Raw genomic sequence first — 20,565 nt, 5'->3', positions numbered from 1 at the left:
TCACCAATAACGTAGCGGCCTATTTCTTCAGCACCGCATCTTTTTGCAGCAGAGAAAGAATGAACGCCAGCACCATTACGCAGGCGGCAATCAGGTACACCGAGTGCAGCGCCGAGCCGAAAGCCTGCAAATAATCATCGCGGATGGCAGCCGGGAGTTCCTGCACCGCCTGTGCGCCCATCGAACGCGGAAGGACAGTGCCTTCCGGGATCCGCGCTATCAGCTGGTCACGCAGGACGTGGGTGAAAATCGCGCCAAACATCGCCACTCCGATGGAGCCGCCGATTGAACGGAACAGCGTGACGCCGGACGTCGCCACGCCCATCTGCTTCATCGATACCGAGTTTTGTACCGCCAGCACCAGCACCTGCATCACCATCCCAAGACCAAAACCGAGCACGCCGATGTAGAGATACAACATATGCACCGGCGTGCTGACTTTAAGACGGGCCAGTAACAACATGCCGGCGAAACTCAGCAGGGTACCGATAATCGGGAAGATGCGATAACGGCCGATGCGGCTGATCAGTCGTCCGCTGACAATCGAACTGACCAGCAACGCGCCCATCAGCGGCAACAGTTGCATGCCCGCTTCTGACGGTGACGAGCCTTTTACTACCTGCAAATACAGCGGCAGGAAGGTCATCGACCCCATCAGCGACATCCCGATAATAAAGCTGATGGCGCAGCTCAGCAGGAACGTGCGGTCGCGGAATAACCCGAGCGGAATAATCGGTTCTGCGGCCAGCGTTTCTTCATAGATGAATCCGCCGAGCGTAACGAGTCCGAACGCCAGAATGCACCACAGCTGCGGATCCGACCACTGATAGACCGTGCCACCTTCGCTGGTGAACAAAATAATGCAGGTCAGCGCCGCCGCCAGATAACCCGCACCGAGGAAGTCAATTTCATGGCGGATACGCGCGGTCTGCGATTTCAGCGCCACGCCGATGACCAGCAGCGCGAAAATACCCAGCGGCAGGTTGATGTAGAAAATCCAGCGCCACGAAATATGCTCCACCAGAAAACCACCGATCAGCGGCCCGATGACTGTCGCCAGCCCGAATACGCCGCCGAAAAGGCCCTGATATTTCCCGCGTTCTGAAGGCGGGATCACATCGCCGACCGCGGCCATACTGACCACCATCAGCCCGCCGCCGCCCAGCCCCTGAAGCGCGCGCATCAGGATCAGCTGCGTCATGTTCTGCGCCAGTCCGCACAAAACCGACCCGAGCAGGAACACAATAATCGCGGTTTGCAGGACGATTTTGCGGCCAAGCAGATCGCCGAATTTACCGTACAGCGGTACGACAATGGTTGACGCCAGCAGGTAAGACGTCACCACCCACGAAAGCTGATCCAGCCCGCCCAGCTCGCTCACAATCGTCGGCAGCGCGGTGGAGACAATCGTCTGGTCGAGCGCGGCCAGCAGCATTACCAGCATCAGTGCGGAGAACAGCAGCTTTATCGACGGCTTCTGTTCTGCGACATCACTCTGCGCTGAATGTATAGTGGTCATGAATAGCTTCCTGACTTGTAATTAATTAACTGTATAATTAATATTGAAGCATCCACCCTATCCGGTCAATGGATCAAACCGCTTATGACAGACAGAAAAATCTCAGAAACGACAGGAACCGCACAAAAGGATCAAACGCCAGCACGCCGTCCGGGCCGTCCGCGCAGCGCCAAAAAAGGTGCGGACAAGCGGGAATTGCTGCTGGATGCCGCTCTGAAACTGTTTGCCCAATACGGTATCGCCGAAACGCCGCTGAGCCAGATTGCCAAAGAAGCAGGCGTGACTACCGCCATGCTGCATTACTATTTTAATACCCGCGAGCAGTTGCTGGACGTCATGATCGACGAACGTTTTCAGCCGGTGCGCGCCGGGTTTACCGATATTTTTGAAACCCACGCCGACGATCCGCTGATGGCGATTACGCACATGGCGCAATGCATGATTGATGCCGCGGAAAAATACCCGTGGGTGGCGCCACTGTGGGTACGTGAAGTGATCAGCGAAAGTGGCATGCTGAAAAAGCGTATGGAAGAACGTAATGGCGACAAAAACCGCAAAGTCGTTCATGAATCGATAACACGCTGGCAGGCAGAAGGACGTCTGAACCCCGACCTGAATCCGGCGCTGCTGTTTATTTCATTGTTCGGCCTGACGCTGTTCCCGATGGCATCCATGAAAATGAGAAAAGAAGGCGGCTCGCTGATTTCTCCCGACATGCTGCGCCAGCACGTCTCCCTGCTGCTCTTTAACGGGCTGGGGCCGCAGAAGCGGTAAGCGAAATTCTGGCAAGCACCGGGATAGCCGCGCAACTCTCTTAAATCCCTCTTTTTTGTAATGAAAAATACTGCGCAGACTCCTTTATGATGTAACGAAAATGTTGCTGTTACTCAGGGAATGCCGTTAAACATGAAGGGAATGCCGCCGCTGATCCTCGCTCTGCTTGCCAGTTCGTTAGTACTCACTATCGGACGCGGCGTCACGCTGCCTTTTATCACTATTTATCTGACTGAGCACTATCATCTGTTGCCGAAGAGCGTCGGGATTATTCTCGGGGCCAGTCTGGCGATCGGTATTCTCAGCAGTCTCTATGGCGGCTATCTGGTGGATAAATTCAATCACCGGACGCTCATCACCGTTTCCGTCAGCCTGTTTGGTTTGAGCTTTCTGCTGCTGCCGTTTCTGCCCAATGTGACCGGCGTTCTGCTGGTTCTGGCGTTGCTCAATGCCTCTTACGCCCTGCTCAGTATTACGCTCAAAGCCTGTATCGCCAGCTGGTTGCCGGTGGAAAAACGGGTGAAAGCCTTTTCGATGAACTACACGCTGGTGAACGTCGGCTGGGCGGTGGGATCTTCGCTGGGCGTCTGGCTGGCGGGTTTCAGCCCGATGCTGCCGTTCGTGATTTCCGGCATGCTGGCGCTGGGCACCGTGATTTCGTTGGGCTGGGGATTGCGTAATATCCCGCAAAAACCACCGCAAACTGAGCTGGAACAAAAACCGCTGCCCAAACCCAATCTGCGCCAGACACTGAGCATTCTCGCCCACGACCGTCGCCTGATTTACTTCACACTCGGCAGCACGCTGGGGTCGATAGTGTTCGGGCAGTTCGCCGGTTATCTGTCGCAGTATCTGATTCTGGTTTCCAATCCGGCGTTTGCCTACAAAATTATCGGCGCCGTGATGATCACCAACGCCGTCATCGTGATCGCCTTTCAGTACGTTTTAAGCAGCCGGATGAAACAAAAAAGCCTGCTGAAATGGCTGCTGCTCGGCACTATTTTCTTCATCATCGGCCTGATTGGCTTCATGACGGCCGGGCAATCCGTGCTGTTCTGGATCATCGCGATGGCGATTTTCAGCTTTGGCGAGCTGATCGTCATTCCTGTGGAATACATGTTTATCGACTTTATCGCGCCGGAAAACATGAAAGGCAGCTATTACGGCATGCAGAACCTGAGCAATCTTGGCGGCGCCATCAACCCGGTGATGTGCGGATTCCTGCTCAGTTACGCCGCGCCGCCGGTGATGTTTATTGCGCTGATCGCCGCTTCGGCGGGCGGGCTGGTGTTCTTCTGGATGGGCCACCGGCTGGCGTCGCGGACAGCATAAAAAAGCCCTGAGCGTTTACACGGTCAGGGCTTTAAGGATCCCGAAACTTACTCTTCCAGACCGCGGTTTTTCAGCATCGGCTCAATCGACGGCGCTTTGCCGCGCCAGGTTTCATAGAGCTTTTCGAGGTCTTCGCTGTTACCGCGCGAGAGGATCTGGTCGCGGAATTTCTGACCATTCTCCCGTGTCAGTCCGCCCTGTTCGGTGATCCCGGCAAAGGCATCATCGGCCAGCATTTCGGTCCACAGGTAGGCGTAATAACCGGCGGCATAACCGTTACCCCAGATATGCTGGAAGTAGCTGGAACGGTAGCGCGGCGGCACATACGCCAGATTCACTTTGTCTTTCGCCAGCGATTCGGCTTCGAACTTATCCACATCCTGCTGCGGTTCCGTAGCGCTCAGGCTGTGCCAGTGCATGTCCAGAAGTGCAGCGGCCAGCAGCTCGGTCATGTCATAACCTTTATTAAACTTGCTGGCTTTCTCGATTTTGTCCTGCAAAGCCTGCGGCATGACTTCGCCGGTCTGATAATGCTTCGCAAAGTGAGTAAACACTTTCGGGTCACTCGCCCAGTGCTCGTTAAACTGGGACGGGAATTCGACGAAATCGCGCGGCGTTGCGGTGCCGGAAAGGCTCGGATATTGCTGGTCGGCAAACAGCCCGTGCAGCGTATGACCGAACTCGTGGAACATCGTGATCACGTCATCCCACGACAACAACGCCGGTTGCCCCGCCGCCGGTTTCTGGAAGTTAGCGACGTTATAAATCACCGGTTTGGTGCCGAGCAGTTTGGACTGATCGACGAAATTACTCATCCACGCGCCGCCGCCTTTATTATCGCGCTGATAATAATCGGCATAAAACAGCGCCATGGATTTACCGTCTTTATCGAACACTTCAAAAACCCGCACATCTGGGTTCCAGACGGGCAAATCTTTGCGCTCTTTAAACGTAATGCCGTACAGCAGATTCGCGGCATAAAACACGCCGTTTTCCAGCACATTATTCAGCTCGAAATAAGGTTTGATCTGCGCGTCATCAAGATCGTATTTCTCTTTGCGTACCTGCTGGGCGTAATGCTGCCAGTCCCAGGCCGCAACGCTGAATCCGCCCTTCTGTTTATCGATTTCTGACTGAATATCTTTCGCCTCACGCTCAGCGCGGGCGGTCGCAGCTGGCACAATTTTGTGCATAAAATCCAGCGCAGCCTGCGGCGTTTTCGCCATCTGATCTTCCAGCTTCCACGCCGCATAACTCGGGAAGCCCAGCACCTGAGCCTGCTCCGCTCGCACTTTTGCCAGCTTCGCTATCAGTTCGCGGGTGTCGTTGGCATCGCCCTTTTCGGCGCGATTAATGGAAGCTTCATAGAGCGCCTTGCGGGTATCGCGGTTTTCCAGCGACTGCAACAAAGGCTGTTGCGTGGTGTTTTGCAACACCAGCAACCACGCATTATCCAGCTTGCGGTCTTTGGCCGCCTGCGCCGCCGCAGAAAGCTCGGCCTCGCTCAGCCCGGAAAGCTGCGCTTTGTCTTTCACCGTCAGTCCGCCCGCTTTGGTCGCCGCCAGTAATTTATTGGTAAATTGCGTACTGAGCGTCGCCGCCTGCTGGTTCAGCGCTTTGAGTTTGTCTTTACCGGCATCCGAAAGATTCGCACCTGCCAGCTCGAAATCTTTATACGTGACTTCAATCAGACGCTGCGATTCCGCATCCAGTTTCAGCGTATTGCGCTGGTCATACACCGTTTTCAGACGGGCAAACAATTTGCTGTTGAGGTGAATGCTGTCGTCCATCGCCGCCAGTTTTGGCGAGGTATCTTCATCAATTTTTTGTAGCGTATCGTTGGTATTCGCGCCAGTCATCGCGCCGAAAACGCTCTGAACACGCTGCAACGTGACGCCGGATTTTTCCAGCGCAACATAGGTATTTTCGAATGTCGGCGGTGAAGAGTCGTTGGCAATTTTATCGACTTCAGCCAGTTTCTGGCGGATTCCTTCGAGGATGGCCGGCTCATAATCGCTGTCTTTATAGAGATTAAATTGTGGTGCCTGATATTCCAGCGGGCTGGGTTTCAGAAATGGATTATCTTTACTGATGGCATGGTTCATGACGGGCTCCTGCGTGGCGGGCTGCACGCTCTGCGCAGCGCCTGCAAACTGGCTCATGGCCAGACTGGTTGCCAAAAAGAGGTAGGACAAACGCATTTCAGTCTTCCTTATCTGATTAAGAGAAATTGCTCCGTTAAGCCATTGAGAATAGACCCCGGTCGCCGATCCGGCAAAAGAAGTGCGTAAGGAAATCGTGTGATGACAAGGGGTTTAAATATTTTCAGGGGAATCTTTCTGTCAGGATATTGCCCTTCTCAGCGCGTAAAAAAGGCAGGAAAACATCATGATTAAAGACCAGACTTTCACCGGCCAGCGTTTTGGTGTGAAACAATTCACCGGCGAAGCGCTGGAAAACTGCCGCTTTTACTGCTGCCTTTTCGACAGCTGCGATTTATCAGAAACCGCTTTTACTGACTGTCTGTTTTACGATGACGACGAACAAACCGGCTGTTCGTTCCAGCACGCAAAATTACAGGACGCCAGTTTTAAACACTGCGATCTGACAATGGCTGATTTCAAAAATATTCAGGCACTCGGCCTGGAGATCCGCGAAAGCAAAGCCACCGGCGCAGATTTCAGTGGCGCCAGCTTTATGAATATGATCACTACCCGTACCTGGTTTTGCAGCGCGTTCATGACCAAAAATAACTTCAGCTACGCCAACTTCAGCAAAGTCATTCTGGAGAAATGCGAGCTGTGGGAAAACCGCTGGACCGGCGCAAATGTGCAGGGCGCAAACTTCAGCGGCTCCGACCTTTCCGGCGGCGAATTCACCGAGTTCGACTGGAATAATGTGAACATCACCCACTGCGACCTGACAAACTCTGATCTGGGCGAATTAAACCTCCGTAAAGTTGACGTCGACGGCGTGAAAATCGACGACTGGCAGCAAAGTCATTTGCTGGAGAAGCTCGGGGTGATTGTGATTCATTCGACGTGAGAGTATTCCAAGTGACAGGGATTGAAATACGCATTATGGAAACCGAAAAGTGCGCTTCTCGCCCGTACGTCATCAGGATTTCACCGCAATATGCTATAACAGGCATTCGCATTAGCCACTAAATTAACCTCATGAAAGATAATAGTATTTATTCCCCAAAGTCTTCAATACCAGAGAAATCTCGGGTTCTGGGCTGGTCTGATTTATTCTCGCTGTGGTTTTCGCTCGGCATGGGTCTGATGGTGTTGCAGGCGGGGGCGATTCTGGCACCCGGCCTCGGGCTGGCAGGATCGCTGGCAGCGATTGTGCTGGGTTCTGCCGTTGGCGTCGCACTGCTGGCACTGGTCGGGGTGACTGGCGGACAGACGGGCATGTCATCTATGGCGTCTCTGAAACTGAGCCTTGGCAAACGCGGCGTGGCGTTGCCGGTGCTGTTCAATCTGATCCAGCTGATCGGCTGGGGCGCGTTCGAAATCGTGGTGATGCGCGATGCCGCCAGCCTGCTGGCGAAACGGGCCTGGGGCGACGGCAGTTTTTGGGCGAATCCAACCCTCTGGACGTTTATTTTCGGCGTCGTCGCGACTTTACTGGCGGCCAGCGGGCCACTGGCATTTATCCGCGTGGTGCTGCGCCGCTGGGGTATCTGGTTGTTACTGGCGAGCTGCGCGTGGCTGACCGGTTATCTGTTCCTGCATGCGGATTTATCATTGTTGTGGCATAAGGCAGGGGATGGTTCAATGCCGTTCGCGCTGGCATGCGATATCGTGGTGTCGATGGCGTTTTCATGGCTGCCGCTGGTGTCGGATTACACCCGTTTCGGCAAATCTGCACGACAGAATTTCTGGGGAACCGCCTGTGGATATTTTCTCGGCAGCGTCTGGATGATGTCGCTCGGCGTCGCGTATACGCTGGCGTTTGTCAGCACATCGACCGATGCCAATGCGCTGCTGCTGGCACTTTCTGGCGTTGCGCTGGGTATTCCCCTGCTGCTCATTCTGGTGGATGAGCATGAAAATGCCTTTGCCGATATTCACTCGGCGGCGGTTTCTGCGGGTACTTCCGTACCCGTCGGAATCGGTAAGCTGACGCTTGGCATCGGCCTGTTGTGTACGCTGATTGCCTGGTCGGTGCCGCTGACGCAATACGAAAACTTCCTGCTGCTGATCGGTTCGGTCTTTGCGCCGTTGTTCGGCGTGGTGCTGACACATCATTTTGTTCTGCGCCGTCAGACCAAAGAAAACCTGAACCTGCGTTCTGTCGCGGCCTGGTTCACGGGTATCGCGGTCTATCATCTGATGGCCAATCTGCTGCCTGACGTGGGGGCGACTATTCCGTCGCTGCTGGTGGCAGGGCTGGTGTGCTGGGGATTGGGGCGTAAAAGCTGAACTAAGAAAACCGCCCCTGAGGGCGGTTTTTTTGTGCCTGAAATTCAGCCCTTACTCACTCATTTCCTCTGCCCGAAAAAATCGTTGTACAGCATATAAAGATGCGCTGCGCTCCATGAGAAATTGGGTGCACCCTGCTGCTGGCCGTTAAGCGGATTGTAGTTTTCGCGGATCGGGCCGTCAGTCATCAGCCCGTCGGCGTGATCGAAAAAGGCCTGCGCCATGGTAATGGCGTCATTGCGATAGCCGTATTGCTCCATGCCTTTCAGACCGAAATACAGCTGGTCAACCCAAACGCGGCCACGCCAGTAAATGTCTGCCCCGAATGCAGGATTGGTCAGTGCGGCGGTGCCGAGCGGCACATAGGTGTTAAATTCGCGCACATCTTTCATCACTTTCACCACGGCGTCGGCGTGTGCCTGCGTCGCTGCGCCGTTAAACAACGGTGACCAGCCTTCAGGCCCTTTACCGCGTTCGGCGATGGGTTTGCCGGCACAGCCGTTGGACAGCGGCTTGTCTTCAATCCGGATATCGTAAAAGAAGCCGCTGTGGTCATCGAACATGCAGGTATTTATGTAATCCGCCAGTTTGCTGGCTTTTGTGCGGAAGTCTTGAGCGTCGGTTTTCTTACCCAGGATGTCAGCCATTTCAGCCAGGTACTTGTTGTCGCTGAACATGTAGCTGGCTTCATCGACCGACTCTTGCAGCAGGGAATATCCCAGCAACGTTCCGTCATCCGAACGATTTTCGGCGAATTTGACCTGCCAGTCCTGCTTTTTACCGCCATTTTTAATGTATTTCGCCAGCTGATCCGCATCGATAAAACCGAAAGCCGCTGCATCGTCACGGCCTGACTCCCAGGAAGCGGCAACCTGCGCGGGGATTTCGATACTGTCGTATTTGCCGGATTTCACCACGCGGTCGTAGCTTTCCAGGCCGGATTCGGTCTGCTCTTTCTGCCCTTCCCTGACGGTAAACAGCATTTTCCCGTCAGCGGTGTTGTGCGCTTTATCGCGCGTTGCGCCGTATTCCGGCACGCCGTTGTGGTTGTGATCGCGGTTGCGCAGCCACCAGTCGTGATAAGCGACCAGTTTCGGGTACATTTCTGCCAGCCACTGTTTATCACCGGTCGTTTTATAGACCTCCATCACCGACCATGCCGCCAGACTCGGCTTGGTGTTGCGCTCATTCCAGTTGGTACCGTCGCCGCCACATTCGGGGCCCGGGTTGTAGGCAATCAGGTCAGGCACAAAACCGGCATCCCACGGACGAACCGGGTCTCCGGGCTGGATCTGAAAGGCAAACACCGCGCGAATATTGTTTTTCGCCACCTCAGGATTGAAATGCGCCATCGCATACGCCTGTTTCCAGGTATCCCACGGCCAGGTCTGATTACCGGAGAACCAGCGCCCCGTGACCGAAGGCGTCACGGAATCAAATTTCATCGCACCCGCCGCACCGCGCCAGTTGCCGTTCAGGGTTTCGATCGCTTTCACCGCCACGCGCTCCTGCGCCGCCGTCGCGTGAGGATTGGTCAGCCCTTTATTGAGATAACCTTCCCAGCGCTTCTCCGAGGCAGCGAGATAGGTTTGCGGATGTGCCAGAATGTCGGCGATTTTCGGCTGTTCTCGCTGTACTTCGGCGGCAGTCAGCAAATGCGAATAGGTGGTGTAAATCGTGGTGGAACCGGCGATTTTGGCCTTCGCGGTAAACTGATGGACTTGCGCGATAGTCTGCACCGGCAGCGATTTATGGATCTGATATTCCGACTCACCGGACGTCATCAGGCTGGAAGCCACACGCACCTTGCCGAAAGTCACTTTCAGGCCATCGGCGGTCGGGATGATTTTTCGGGTATACCCCGGGTACTCCTGTTCGATGGTTTTATCCGACTGCGGTTTTCCTTCCTGAGCATGAAGTTTTTCCAGCAGCTCGCCATCCCAGACCAGCTCCAGCGGCGTGTCGGTGGTGATTTTGGTTTCCAGCAGCGAGGTGCGGTTAGTGACAAACCGCAGCGTCAGAACGACATGGATTCCGGGCGCGGTCAGCGCCTGAATTAATGCGCCGGGAATGCTGTAAGCGGTCATGCTCAGCGCGACTTTTTTGCCGTCTTTTAAGAGTGTCAGGCGGTCAAAATTATCCGCCATAAAGTTGATGTACTCTTCCGTCAGCAGCGCCGGACCGGGGAATCCGCCAGCCGCTTCCGCGCTGGCCGGTAATAAATGCCCGTGCCACGCACCGTCATCAAATAAAGGATTAAAACGCTGATGCTCGTCGAAATCATAATCGAGCATATATTGCGGCGCACCGGTGCGGTTAATCACATTTTTATATTCACCGGCGCGCAGGGTATTCGCGTTTTCGGCCAAAACGTTGCCGGAAATAAATAATGTTGCGGCAATAAATAAAGCAACAGGTTTAAGCTTGCTGACGGTTTTCATTATGATTTTCCCCAATAGAAATATTGCATCAGAAATATGGAATTGCTGGCACCGGTATTGTCGTTGCTCATATAGAATTTACTGTCCAGCGCCGTGGCGAACCGGCCACCGTAATATTCGTACCAGATACCGGCTTGTGCGTAGGATGTCGTGGTGTCCGATGCGTTATCTAAATGGTGTTCGGCGTAACTGTAGGCGGTGGAGAAATAGAGGCCGGATACCGCTTCAACCATGGCGCTGACCATCACGCCCGATTCGCTCCCCGGATGATTGCCGTCGCCTTTTCCGGTGTGATGCCAGACGCGCCCGGCCAGGTTTTTGCCCTGCAATCCGGCGAGGAATAATTGCCCGGTGCCGTCGGTAAGTTCGAGTCCGTTGAGCAGCGTCAGCCCTTCCGTCAGGTCATATTGCGTATAGCCATTGACCATCGCGCGGTATGTGTATTTATCTGAATAGCGGTCATATTTTCCGAAATGCAGCAACGCGGTACTTTCATTCACGCGGCTTTCCGGGGCGGCAGTCACGCTGTAGCGGAATTTTCCGGTGAGATTCTGGATTTTTGCCGCCTGCGTCAAATCGCGCGTATTGGGGATCACGTAACCGTATTCCGGCGTGAAATCGCCCCACCATTGCAGGTCGTCCAGCGAAGAATCGTTGCGCATACTGAGGATCATTTCGGTGCCGTTATCCGTGCGGTAACCGCCATAAAAACGGTTCAGACCGCCTTCAAATCCGCCCCAGCTGTGGTCCGGCACCCAGGCGTTTCCGTGATGATCGGCCTGCACCGTCCAGCCTTCGCCATAAATAAGCCCGAACCAGTTGCCGTGTTTTATTTCCAGACCGCCTTCGATATAGGTGCCGTCGCTGTATTTATGCTGGTCTTTACCGTTCAAATATACGCTGCCACCGCCTCCCATTTCGCCATAAAATCGGTAGGCAGTGTTATTGGCGCTTTGTGGCGTTATTTCCGGTGGCGGTAAAACATTATGTTCAGCGGGCACGACAGATTCCTGCGCCCATGAACTCATTGGCGAGGCGAATAATAAAATCATGAACATTTTGTGGAATAATATTTTCTTCATGGTATGCGCTTCACTTAAGGTGAGTATTTAGAATTCAGAGGAACTGAGCTAAAAAGTAAAAACGCAGTCTAGTAAATATTTTACTAAATTATACTTAAATATCGGTAAAGCGTTAACCCTGTCACATTGAGATTTTGGGGGCTTACGCATCCGGGGCTGGTGTACATAAGCCGCTGATCACATTAAGCTACGGCTTTGGTTTACCTGATTATGAGACGCTGATGGCTACTTTGAAGGAAATCGCTGAGGCCGCGAACGTATCCGTTGCGACGGTTTCACGTGTGCTAAATGACGACCCGAGCCTGAGCGTGAAAGCGCAAACCCGGCAGAAGATTTTAGAAGCGGCAGAACGCCTGGAATATAAACTGTCGCCGTCCAAACGTAACGCCACGCACCGGATGACCTTCGCCGCGCTTTTCACCTACCGGCAGGGGCTGGAAATCGACGATCCTTACTACCTTTCCATGCGCTATGGCATTGAAACACAGTGCGAAAAACTCGGCATCACCCTGATTTCCGGCTATGACTTCACCGGCGATAAACCACTGCCTGCCGCCGACGGTTTTCTGGTTATCGGCCAGCCGCAAACGGCGCTGCACACCCAGCTCAGTCAGCAATCCAGCCCGGTGGTTTTCATTGATGGCGTGATGGAAGACGCACAGTTTGACTGCGTGAACGTCGATCTCTTTAAGATCAGCCAGAAAGTGATCGACTTCTTTATTGACCAGGGCTATTCACGGATCGGTTTTATCGGCGGGCGCGATCTCCCGGAATTTGCCGACCAGCGGGAACAGGCTTTTGTAGAATATGGCCGCCTGAAAAACGTCGTGCAGCCGCAGGATATTTACTACGGCGATTTCACCAGCCAGTCCGGCTACCAGTGCGCGAAGAAAATGTTGCAGGAGAATACGCCGTTTCCTCCGGCGCTGCTGATCGCCACCGACACCATAGCGTTGGGCGTTACCCGCGCGCTGCTGGAACACGGCGTGAAAATCCCGCAGCAAATCGCGCTGATCAGCGTCAACGACATCCCGACCGCGCGTTTTGTTTTTCCTTCTTTATCAACAGTTCGTATTCATTCCGAAACTATGGGCGCGCAGGCCGTTAACCTGCTGACCGAACGTCTGCGTGATGAACGCAACGTCCCGCTTGCCGTGTTTGTGCCCAGCTCTCTCCAGCTGCGCGACACCACCCGTCGCTAGAGTCCCCGGCCTTAAAAAGGATCATCAGTCGCAGTGAAAATTAACTGCATGATCCTTCTGCGTATTTTTTAATTTTTGTGATCCTCTGAACAATCGGTAAATGTTTTTAGTTATTTTTACTAAATATTTACTATCTTATTTCCCATAGAAACACGTCTCAGGAGAGTTCACGTGAATAATTGGGAAAACATCGACAAGCAGTCAGAAAACCGTTTACCGCCGCGTGCCAGCTTTTTCAGCTATGAAAATGCGCAGCAGGCACTGAGCTTTGACCGCGCGGCCAGTCAGCATTTTCAGTTGCTCAGCGGCCGCTGGCAGTTTCGTTATTTTAAGCACCCGGCTTTAGTCCCGGACGAATTTTATAATCAACCGATGGCAGAATGGGGCGATATCACCGTCCCCGGCATGTGGCAGATGGAAGGCCACGGCCAGTTGCAATACACCGATGAGGGTTTCCCCTTCCCAATCAACATTCCTTTTGTTCCAACCAATAACCCGACCGGCGCATACCAGCGGAAATTTCATCTCGATGCTGCGTGGGAAAATGCGCAAACCCTCATAAAATTCGACGGCGTCGAAACCTACTTTGAAGTGTATGTGAACGGCCATTACGTTGGGTTCAGCAAAGGCAGCCGCCTGTGCGCGGAGTTTGATATCAGCGCTTTTGTGCAGGAGGGCGAAAACCTGTTGTCGGTGCGCGTGTTGCAATGGGCGGATTCTACCTATATCGAAGATCAGGATATGTGGTGGATGGCCGGGATTTTCCGCGATGTATATCTGACTGGCCGGGATCCTGTTCATCTCAACGATTTCACCGTGGTGACAGCGTTTGACGATAACTACTGCGACGCCGTGCTTAACATTGATGCCGATCTGTGTAATTTGCACGAGCCAGTCAGCGGCTATCGTCTGCACGCCCAGTTATTCGACGGTGGCATCTGTGTGGCGCAATTGTCAGCAGATAACCTGACTATTGGCGATAAAACGCGCTGTCGCCTGGACATTCCTCTCAGCCAGCCACGCCAGTGGAGCGCCGAACATCCTGCGTTATATCAGCTGCTTTTGACGCTGTACGACGAGGCGGGGAACGTGATTTCCGTGGTGCCGCAGCGCGTGGGTTTTCGGGATATCTGCGTGCGCGACGGGTTGTTTTATGTCAACGGGCGCTACCTCAAACTGCACGGCGTAAACCGTCACGATCACGATCATCGCAAAGGCCGGGCGGTCGATATGGCGCGGGTTGAGCGCGATATCATTCTGATGAAACAGCACAACATCAATTCGGTACGCACCGCGCATTACCCGAACGATCCGCGCTTTTATGAATTGTGCGACATCTACGGTTTATTCGTGATGGCCGAAACCGATCTGGAAAGCCACGGTTTCGCGAACGTCGGCGATCTGAGCCGCATTACCGACGATCCGCGCTGGGAACACGCCTATGTGGAACGTATCGGGCGTCACGTGATGGCGCAGAAAAATCACCCGTCCATCATTATATGGTCGCTCGGCAACGAATCCGGCTATGGCTGTAACATCCGCGCGATGGCTGCGCGCTGCAAAGCCCTTGATCCGACCCGTCTGGTTCACTACGAAGAAGACCGTGACGCAGAAGTCACCGACGTCATCAGCACCATGTATTCCCGTGTGCAAATGATGAATGCATTCGGCGAATACCCGCACGCCAAACCGCGCATCCTCTGTGAATACGCCCACGCAATGGGCAACGGCCCCGGCGGATTAGCGGAATATCAGGCCGTCATGAACCGCCATGCCAGCCTTCAGGGGCATTACATCTGGGAATGGTGCGATCATGGCCTGCTGGAAACCGGTGAAAACGGTCAGTCGCGTTACGCCTACGGCGGCGATTACGGCGATTATCCGAACAACTACAACTTCTGCATGGACGGCCTGATTTATCCGGATCAGACTCCCGGCCCCGGCCTGCGCGAATACAAACAGGTGTTGTGCCCGGTGGAAATCAGCCACGCCGGCAATACGCTGCGGGTCAAAAACCGTTACTGGTTCAGCTCACTGGAAGACATCACGCTGACGCTCACCGTGCAGGTAGCAGGTCGCGGTCTGGAAGACCATCAAATCGCCCTGCCGCATCTGCAATCCGGCGAAAGCGAAACGGTTCCGCTGCCGGAATTCACTGACAACGGGCAGGAAACCTTCCTGAATATCCGCATCAGCAAAAACAGCCCGACCGCTTACAGCGAAGCGAATCATCCGCTCGGCCATTACCAGGTGCTGTTGCAGGCAGCTCAGCCGCTGGAAACGTTGCCTGACCTTAAAGCCACCGGAGCGCTGATCTGCGACGAGCAAAAACATCAGTTGATCGTTCGCGGCGAAAACTTCCGTCTCGAATTTTCCCGTCTCGACGGCGAACTGAAATCCTGGCAGGCGGACGGCGTTGAGATCACCGGCCGCGCGCCGAAACTCAATTTCTTCAAGCCGGTTATCGACAACCATAAACAGGAGTTCGAGGGCCTGTGGCAGCCCAACCATCTGCAAATCATGCAGCAACATTTCCGCTCACTGAGCTGGAAAAATCAAAATAGCGACGTAGTGATTGAAGTTCACAGCATCATTGCACCGCCGGTCTTTGATTTCGGGATGCGCTGCGTTTACCGCTGGCAGATAACGCCTCAGGGCGCGGTGAGCCTCGATTTATCCGGCACACCCTACGGTCATTTCGATGCAATTATCCCGAAGATCGGCCTCGATTTTGGCGTCAGCCGCCGCTTCACGCAGGTGGAATATTACGGGCGCGGACCGGGTGAAAACTATCCGGACAGCCGCCAGGCCAACCTGATCGGCCATTATCAGCAGCCGGTCAGCCGCTTATTTGAAAATTATCCGATGCCGCAGGACAACGGTAACCGGCAGGATATCCGCTGGCTGAGCCTTCGCGATGACGCGGGAAAAGGGATTTTCATTCAGCCACGCCAGCCGCTCAATTTCAGCCTGTGGCCGTACAGTTCGCAGATGCTGCAACAGGCGCAGCACATCGACGAACTCACGCAGGACAGCTGCCTGACGCTCAATCTCGATCACCAGATTATGGGGCTCGGCTCGAACTCGTGGGGCTCGGAAGTGCTCGATTCCTACCGCGTGTATTTCACGGCATTTCGCTACGGCTTCACGATGCTGCCATTCCGCCAGCAGGACAACGACAGCCTGAGTCTCGCGCAATTCAGCATCCAGCCGCAGGAGGCAAACTGATGATTATTCTCGGGTCTTTGGCTGAATTTCAGCAGCTTTATCATACAGGGAAAAAATGGCAGCGCTGTATGGAAGCCATTAATAATATTGAAAAAATCCACTCCGGCGTCTTTCACTCCATCGGGGATTCGCTGGTGTACCGGTTAGCGTCCGGCGCAGAGTTTCAGCGTGAAGAATTCGAAGGTCACCGCCGGTATTTCGACGTGCATTACTACCTCGAAGGCGCAGAAGAAATCGAGTTTGCTGCCAAATCTGCCCTGCATTGCATTTCGCCTTATGACGATGAAACGGATCGCGAATTTTTTAGCGGTCAGGGTGAAACGGTAAAGGTGAATAAAGGCCGCGTGGTCATTTTTGAAAACCACGAAGCCTGCCGGTTCAGGCCGGAAAAAGACGTCAAAAAAGTCATATTAAAAGTGACCGTCGAAGAGAGTTATTTCGTTAATAAATAATAAAAAAACAAGAACCACTTACCCTACAAACATCGCAGTTGGAGAGTATTTATGGCCGGGTCCAGTCGAAATACCATAGGCAAATTTGGATTATTATCCATGACATTTGCCGCCGTGTTTAGCTTCAATAACGTCATCAACAATAACATCCAGTTAGGCATCGCCTCCGCACCGGTATTTCTGGTGGCGACGATCATTTACTTTATTCCGTTCTGTCTGATCATCGCCGAGTTTGTCTCGCTGAATAAAAACTCGGAAGCCGGAGTTTACGCCTGGGTAAAAAGCGCACTCGGCGGACGCTGGGCATTTATGACCGCGTACACTTACTGGTTCGTGAATTTGTTCTTCTTCACGGCATTACTTCCGCGCGTCATTGCCTATGCGTCGTACGCTTTTTTAGGGCACGACTATATCTTCACGCCAATCACCACAGCAATTATCAGCATCTGTCTGTTCGCCTTCTCGACATTAATTTCCAACAGCGGCGCGAAATTACTCGGTCCGATGACGTCGGTAACATCCACATTAATGTTGCTGCTGACGTTCTCTTATATTGTGCTGGCAGGCGCGGCATTAATGGGCGGCGTGGAACCGGCGAATCCGATTAACGTGGAGGCCATGACGCCGCACTTTAACTGGGCATTCTTAGGCATTATCGCGTGGATATTCCAGGCGGCAGGCGGAGCAGAATCCGTGGCAGTTTATGTGAATGACGTCAAAGGCGGCAGCCGGTCGTTTGTGAAAGTCATTATCATTTCCGGGCTGGTGATTGGCGTGCTTTATTCCATCGCGTCATTGTTGATTAACGTTTTTGTGGCACAGTCCGCACTGCATTTCACCGGCGGTACGGTACAGGTTTTTGAAGGATTATCGGCGCACTTTGGTTTACCGGCCGTCCTGATGAACCGTTTTGTCGGCGTGGTTTCTTTCACCGCCATGTTTGGATCACTGCTGATGTGGACGGCCGCGCCGGTGAAAATCTTCTTTACTGAAATTCCTAAGGGGATTTTTGGCGAGAAAACCATTCGACTGAATAAACATGGCGTTCCGACACGTGCGGCGTGGATACAGTTTTTAATCGTCATCCCGCTGATGTTAATTCCAACGTTAGGCTCCAACAGCGTGCAGGAACTCATGAATACGCTGATCAACATGACTGCCGCAGCGTCCATGCTTCCACCGCTGTTTATTATGCTGGCATACCTGAACCTGCGGCTGAAATACGACAACGTCGAACGCGATTTCAAAATGGGTTCCAGAATGCAGGGCATCACCATCGTCAGCACGCTGATTGTGATTTTCACCGTCGGATTTATCGCTTCGACCTTCCCGACCGGTGCCAGCATTATTACCATCGTGTTTTATAACGTCGGCGGGCTGGTACTTTTCCTCGGCTATGCGTGGTGGAAATACAACAAATATTCCAAAGGACTGGATGATAAAACGCGTTATCACGAAGACACGCCGCTGGCGAGAATAGTGCTGGAATCACAGAACGAAACGGCGCGTGTGAAAGCAGCAAATATCGCAAAACCATTGTCAGGCATGTAGATCGGAATTATGGGCATAAAAAAAACCGCCTGTGAAAAAGGCGGTTTTTGTTTTTCTGAAATCCGAACTTACAGTGCGATATCCGCAGGCTTTTTCGGTTCTTCTTTGGCTTCGGCTTCAAGCGGGCGCAACTGAATCACTTCGGCAACCGGCGTCGTTTTCATTGACGGGGTTTCCAGTTCGAGAATGCGGCTGGTTTCCAGCAGCTCTTTCTCGGTCGCTTCCACGTTACCATTCAGTTTTGTGCCGTAGGATGGAATGATTTCGCGGAATTTCGCCTGCCATTCAGCACTGGCAGCCCGCTCTTTGAAGACCGTTTCCAGCAATTTCATCATGATAGGCGCTGCCGTGGACGCGCCCGGAGAGGCCCCCAGCAATGCCGCAATACTGCCGTCTTTCGCACTGACCACTTCCGTGCCCAGACGCAAAACGCCGCCGTGCTTGCCATCTTTTTTGATGACCTGCACACGTTGTCCGGCGACCCAGCGTTTCCAGTCTTTCTGCTCGGCCTGCGGGAAGAATTCCTTCAGTGCGGCATGACGGTCTTCATCGCTGAGCATCACCTGCCCGACCAGATATTTCACCAGGTCGAAGTTGCCCATGCCCACGTGAGTCATCGGCAACAGGTTGGAACTGTTCACACTGCCGAACAGATCCCACAGGGAGCCGTTTTTCAGGAACTTGCTGGAGAAGGTAGCAAACGGCCCGAACAGCAGAACCTGTTTGCCATCGATAATGCGGGTGTCGAGATGCGGAACGGACATCGGCGGCGCGCCCACGGCGGCTTTGCCGTAAACCTTAGCCAGATGACGTTTCACAACGTCCTGATTTTCAGTCACCAGGAATTCACCGCCGACCGGGAAACCGCCGTATTCACGCGCTTCCGGGATGCCGGATTTTTGCAGCAATGTCAGCGATGCACCACCCGCGCCGATGAAAACGAATTTCGCATTCACGACGTGGTGTTTGTGACTGTGCTTCAGATCGGTAATGGTGACGCACCAGGTCTTGTCGCGGTTGCGCTGGATATCGCGCACTTCCTGACCGTTTGCCAGCGTGAAGTTGGATTTTTTCTGTAACGCGTCCACCAGCTGACGGGTCACTTCACCGAAGTTAACGTCCGTGCCTGCCGTGGTGCGTGTCGCAGCGACTTTCTGATTCGGGTCACGGCCATCCATTACGGCCGGGATCCACTGTTTGATTTGTTCCGGGTCTTCCGAATATTCCATCCCGCGGAACAGGGTGCTTTGCTGAAGCGCAGCGAAGCGTTTGCGCAGGAAATCGATGTTTTCATCGCCCCAGACAAAGCTCATGTGCGGCACGCTGTTGATGAATGAGCGCGGATTATTCAGCACGCCTTTCTGAACCTGATACGCCATGAACTGACGGGAAACCTGGAAGGCTTCGTTGATCGCCACGGCTTTCGTGATATCGACAGAGCCGTCGGGCATCACCGGGGTGTAATTCATTTCTGCCAGCGCCGCATGACCGGTGCCCGCATTGTTCCAGCCGTTGGAGCTTTCCTGTGCCACGCTATCCATGCGTTCGATCATGTGGATCGACCAGTCCGGCTCGAGTTCCTGGAGATACGTCCCCAGCGTTGCACTCATAATTCCGCCGCCGACCAGCAATACATCAACGGATTTTTCGTCTTCTGCGGCCGCAGGCTCGCTGGCACCCAGTGAGTCACGGTTGAGAAGCATACCAAGTATCTTTCTCATGACGTCTGTTTCTCTAAATGTTCAGTTCTGTTTTGTTAAGACTATCGAACAAGAAATTAGCAAAAAAACACGCGGGATCGTTACTGAAACTTCATTTTTTCAAATGATGGCTACGAATATAACATTATCACTACAAAATTTAAAAAAGGATTTAACGTTTCAAAAAAACGGCAGCTGATGATGTGATCTCCCTCACAGCCCGCAGCCCGCAGCCCGCAGCCCGCCAAGGTTTTTTCAAGGTTTGAAGAGCTTTTGGGGTTATGCCACGTAAACATTTGAAGTTCGGCAAAAGCTACATTAGCGATCAGCAGAAAGTCGGCAGTCTGGCCGGGAGGGGCTGCGGCCTACAGAACGTTTATGCCGACAAAAGGCTCGATTGAGCAGAGGCACAAGCCGAATGCCCAACGGTGAAGTGCGGAATAGAGTCAACCCAAATACCGTGTCTCGCCATCATTTCTTCCTGATTACGCAGGCCCGGGAAACAAACCAGCCACCAGCAAACGCATTGGGTAATAGTGCGACGGGATAATGCAGAAGACAGAAGAATTTTCGGAGCAAGCTCATAGTCAGGTAACATCACAGAAAAAAACAGGATGCTACCTGGTGCAACCTTGATGTGCCAAAACCACAAGTTGCTTGCTGTACTTGAAATCGGTGTGGATCATGCCCCCTGTATCTGCATTTATATGCTCAAGACTAAGGAGGAATTTTCAATCGTACAAGTATTATATAAGCGACTATAATAAAAGTATTTTGAATTTCATAAATTAAATTATTAACCAGCCATTTAACAACGTATATTTGTCCAAATCTGTAACACCACCCACGCAAAC

13 protein-coding genes and 1 pseudogene are annotated in these 20,565 nt (G+C 53.2%); 8 read left to right on the top strand and 6 right to left on the bottom strand.

Translation table 11 applies throughout. From position 1 onward, the window contains the following. Positions 1-19: 19 nt before the first annotated feature. Positions 20-1,519: an MDR family MFS transporter gene (locus J1782_RS03135; protein ID WP_152327608.1), complete on the bottom strand. Its 1,500-nt coding sequence runs from the start codon at positions 1,517-1,519 to the stop codon at positions 20-22. Between the two features lie 84 nt (positions 1,520-1,603). Between J1782_RS03135 and J1782_RS03130 the strand changes: the two genes are divergently transcribed. After that, the gene (locus J1782_RS03130; protein ID WP_152327609.1) at positions 1,604-2,293 is read left to right on the top strand and encodes a TetR/AcrR family transcriptional regulator; all 690 of its coding nucleotides are present in this window, start codon (positions 1,604-1,606) and stop codon (positions 2,291-2,293) included. 132 nt (positions 2,294-2,425) lie between these two features. Then, positions 2,426-3,625 carry an MFS transporter gene (locus J1782_RS03125; RefSeq protein WP_217152404.1) on the top strand — a complete coding sequence of 400 codons (1,200 nt, stop codon included), beginning with the start codon at positions 2,426-2,428 and terminating at the stop codon, positions 3,623-3,625. A gap of 47 nt (positions 3,626-3,672) precedes the next feature. On the opposite strand, the gene dcp is transcribed toward J1782_RS03125, so the two are convergent. Then, a complete protein-coding gene (dcp, locus tag J1782_RS03120) occupies positions 3,673-5,826 on the bottom strand; it encodes a peptidyl-dipeptidase Dcp (protein WP_217152403.1) in 2,154 nt (717 codons plus the stop codon). Between the two features lie 187 nt (positions 5,827-6,013). Between dcp and J1782_RS03115 the strand changes: the two genes are divergently transcribed. Beyond that, entirely contained in the window at positions 6,014-6,670 is a 657-nt protein-coding gene (locus J1782_RS03115; protein WP_217152402.1) for a Qnr family pentapeptide repeat protein, read from the top strand. Positions 6,671-6,801: 131 nt separating this feature from the next. Next, the gene (gene cytX / locus J1782_RS03110) at positions 6,802-8,055 is read left to right on the top strand and encodes a putative hydroxymethylpyrimidine transporter CytX (protein WP_217152401.1); all 1,254 of its coding nucleotides are present in this window, start codon (positions 6,802-6,804) and stop codon (positions 8,053-8,055) included. A gap of 59 nt (positions 8,056-8,114) precedes the next feature. Here the strand turns inward: cytX and ygjK are convergent, their stop codons facing one another. After that, complete coding sequence (ygjK, locus tag J1782_RS03105; RefSeq protein WP_217152400.1) at positions 8,115-10,496, bottom strand: alpha-glucosidase; 2,382 nt, start codon at positions 10,494-10,496, stop codon at positions 8,115-8,117. Further along, complete coding sequence (gene ygjJ / locus J1782_RS03100) at positions 10,496-11,554, bottom strand: protein YgjJ (protein ID WP_235937433.1); 1,059 nt, start codon at positions 11,552-11,554, stop codon at positions 10,496-10,498. The genes ygjK and ygjJ overlap by 1 nt, the downstream gene beginning before the upstream one ends. 245 nt (positions 11,555-11,799) lie before the next feature. Here ygjJ and ebgR point away from each other — a divergent pair, with 245 nt between their 5' ends. The 4 genes from ebgR (at position 11,800) to J1782_RS03080 (ending at position 18,011) form a co-directional block, all read left to right on the top strand. Further along, on the top strand, positions 11,800-12,780 hold the full coding sequence (gene ebgR / locus J1782_RS03095; protein ID WP_208950070.1) for a transcriptional regulator EbgR: 981 nt from the start codon (positions 11,800-11,802) through the stop codon (positions 12,778-12,780). A gap of 171 nt (positions 12,781-12,951) precedes the next feature. Continuing rightward, positions 12,952-16,008 carry a beta-galactosidase subunit alpha gene (gene ebgA, locus J1782_RS03090; RefSeq protein ID WP_217152398.1) on the top strand — a complete coding sequence of 1,019 codons (3,057 nt, stop codon included), beginning with the start codon at positions 12,952-12,954 and terminating at the stop codon, positions 16,006-16,008. Continuing rightward, positions 16,008-16,460 carry a beta-galactosidase subunit beta gene (locus tag J1782_RS03085; RefSeq protein WP_208950072.1) on the top strand — a complete coding sequence of 151 codons (453 nt, stop codon included), beginning with the start codon at positions 16,008-16,010 and terminating at the stop codon, positions 16,458-16,460. Before ebgA ends, J1782_RS03085 begins: the two co-directional genes overlap by 1 nt. A gap of 51 nt (positions 16,461-16,511) precedes the next feature. Beyond that, positions 16,512-18,011 (top strand): amino acid permease, encoded by a 1,500-nt coding sequence (locus J1782_RS03080; protein WP_217152397.1) that lies wholly within the window; start codon positions 16,512-16,514, stop codon positions 18,009-18,011. A gap of 68 nt (positions 18,012-18,079) precedes the next feature. Here J1782_RS03080 and mqo read toward each other — a convergent pair whose 3' ends face one another. Together mqo and J1782_RS26305 are read right to left on the bottom strand one after the other, a co-directional pair. Then, positions 18,080-19,732 carry a malate dehydrogenase (quinone) gene (gene mqo / locus J1782_RS03075; RefSeq protein ID WP_217152396.1) on the bottom strand — a complete coding sequence of 551 codons (1,653 nt, stop codon included), beginning with the start codon at positions 19,730-19,732 and terminating at the stop codon, positions 18,080-18,082. A 339-nt stretch (positions 19,733-20,071) separates the two neighbouring features. Then, positions 20,072-20,296, bottom strand: a pseudogene (locus J1782_RS26305) (IS6 family transposase); the annotation flags it as partial. Positions 20,297-20,565 lie beyond the last annotated feature (269 nt).

This window comes from Rahnella sp. BCC 1045 (genome assembly GCF_019049615.1).
Lineage (GTDB): Bacteria > Pseudomonadota > Gammaproteobacteria > Enterobacterales > Enterobacteriaceae > Rahnella > Rahnella contaminans.
The sequence above is the reverse complement of the archived record's forward strand: the minus strand, read 5'-3'. Positions and strand labels throughout refer to the sequence as shown.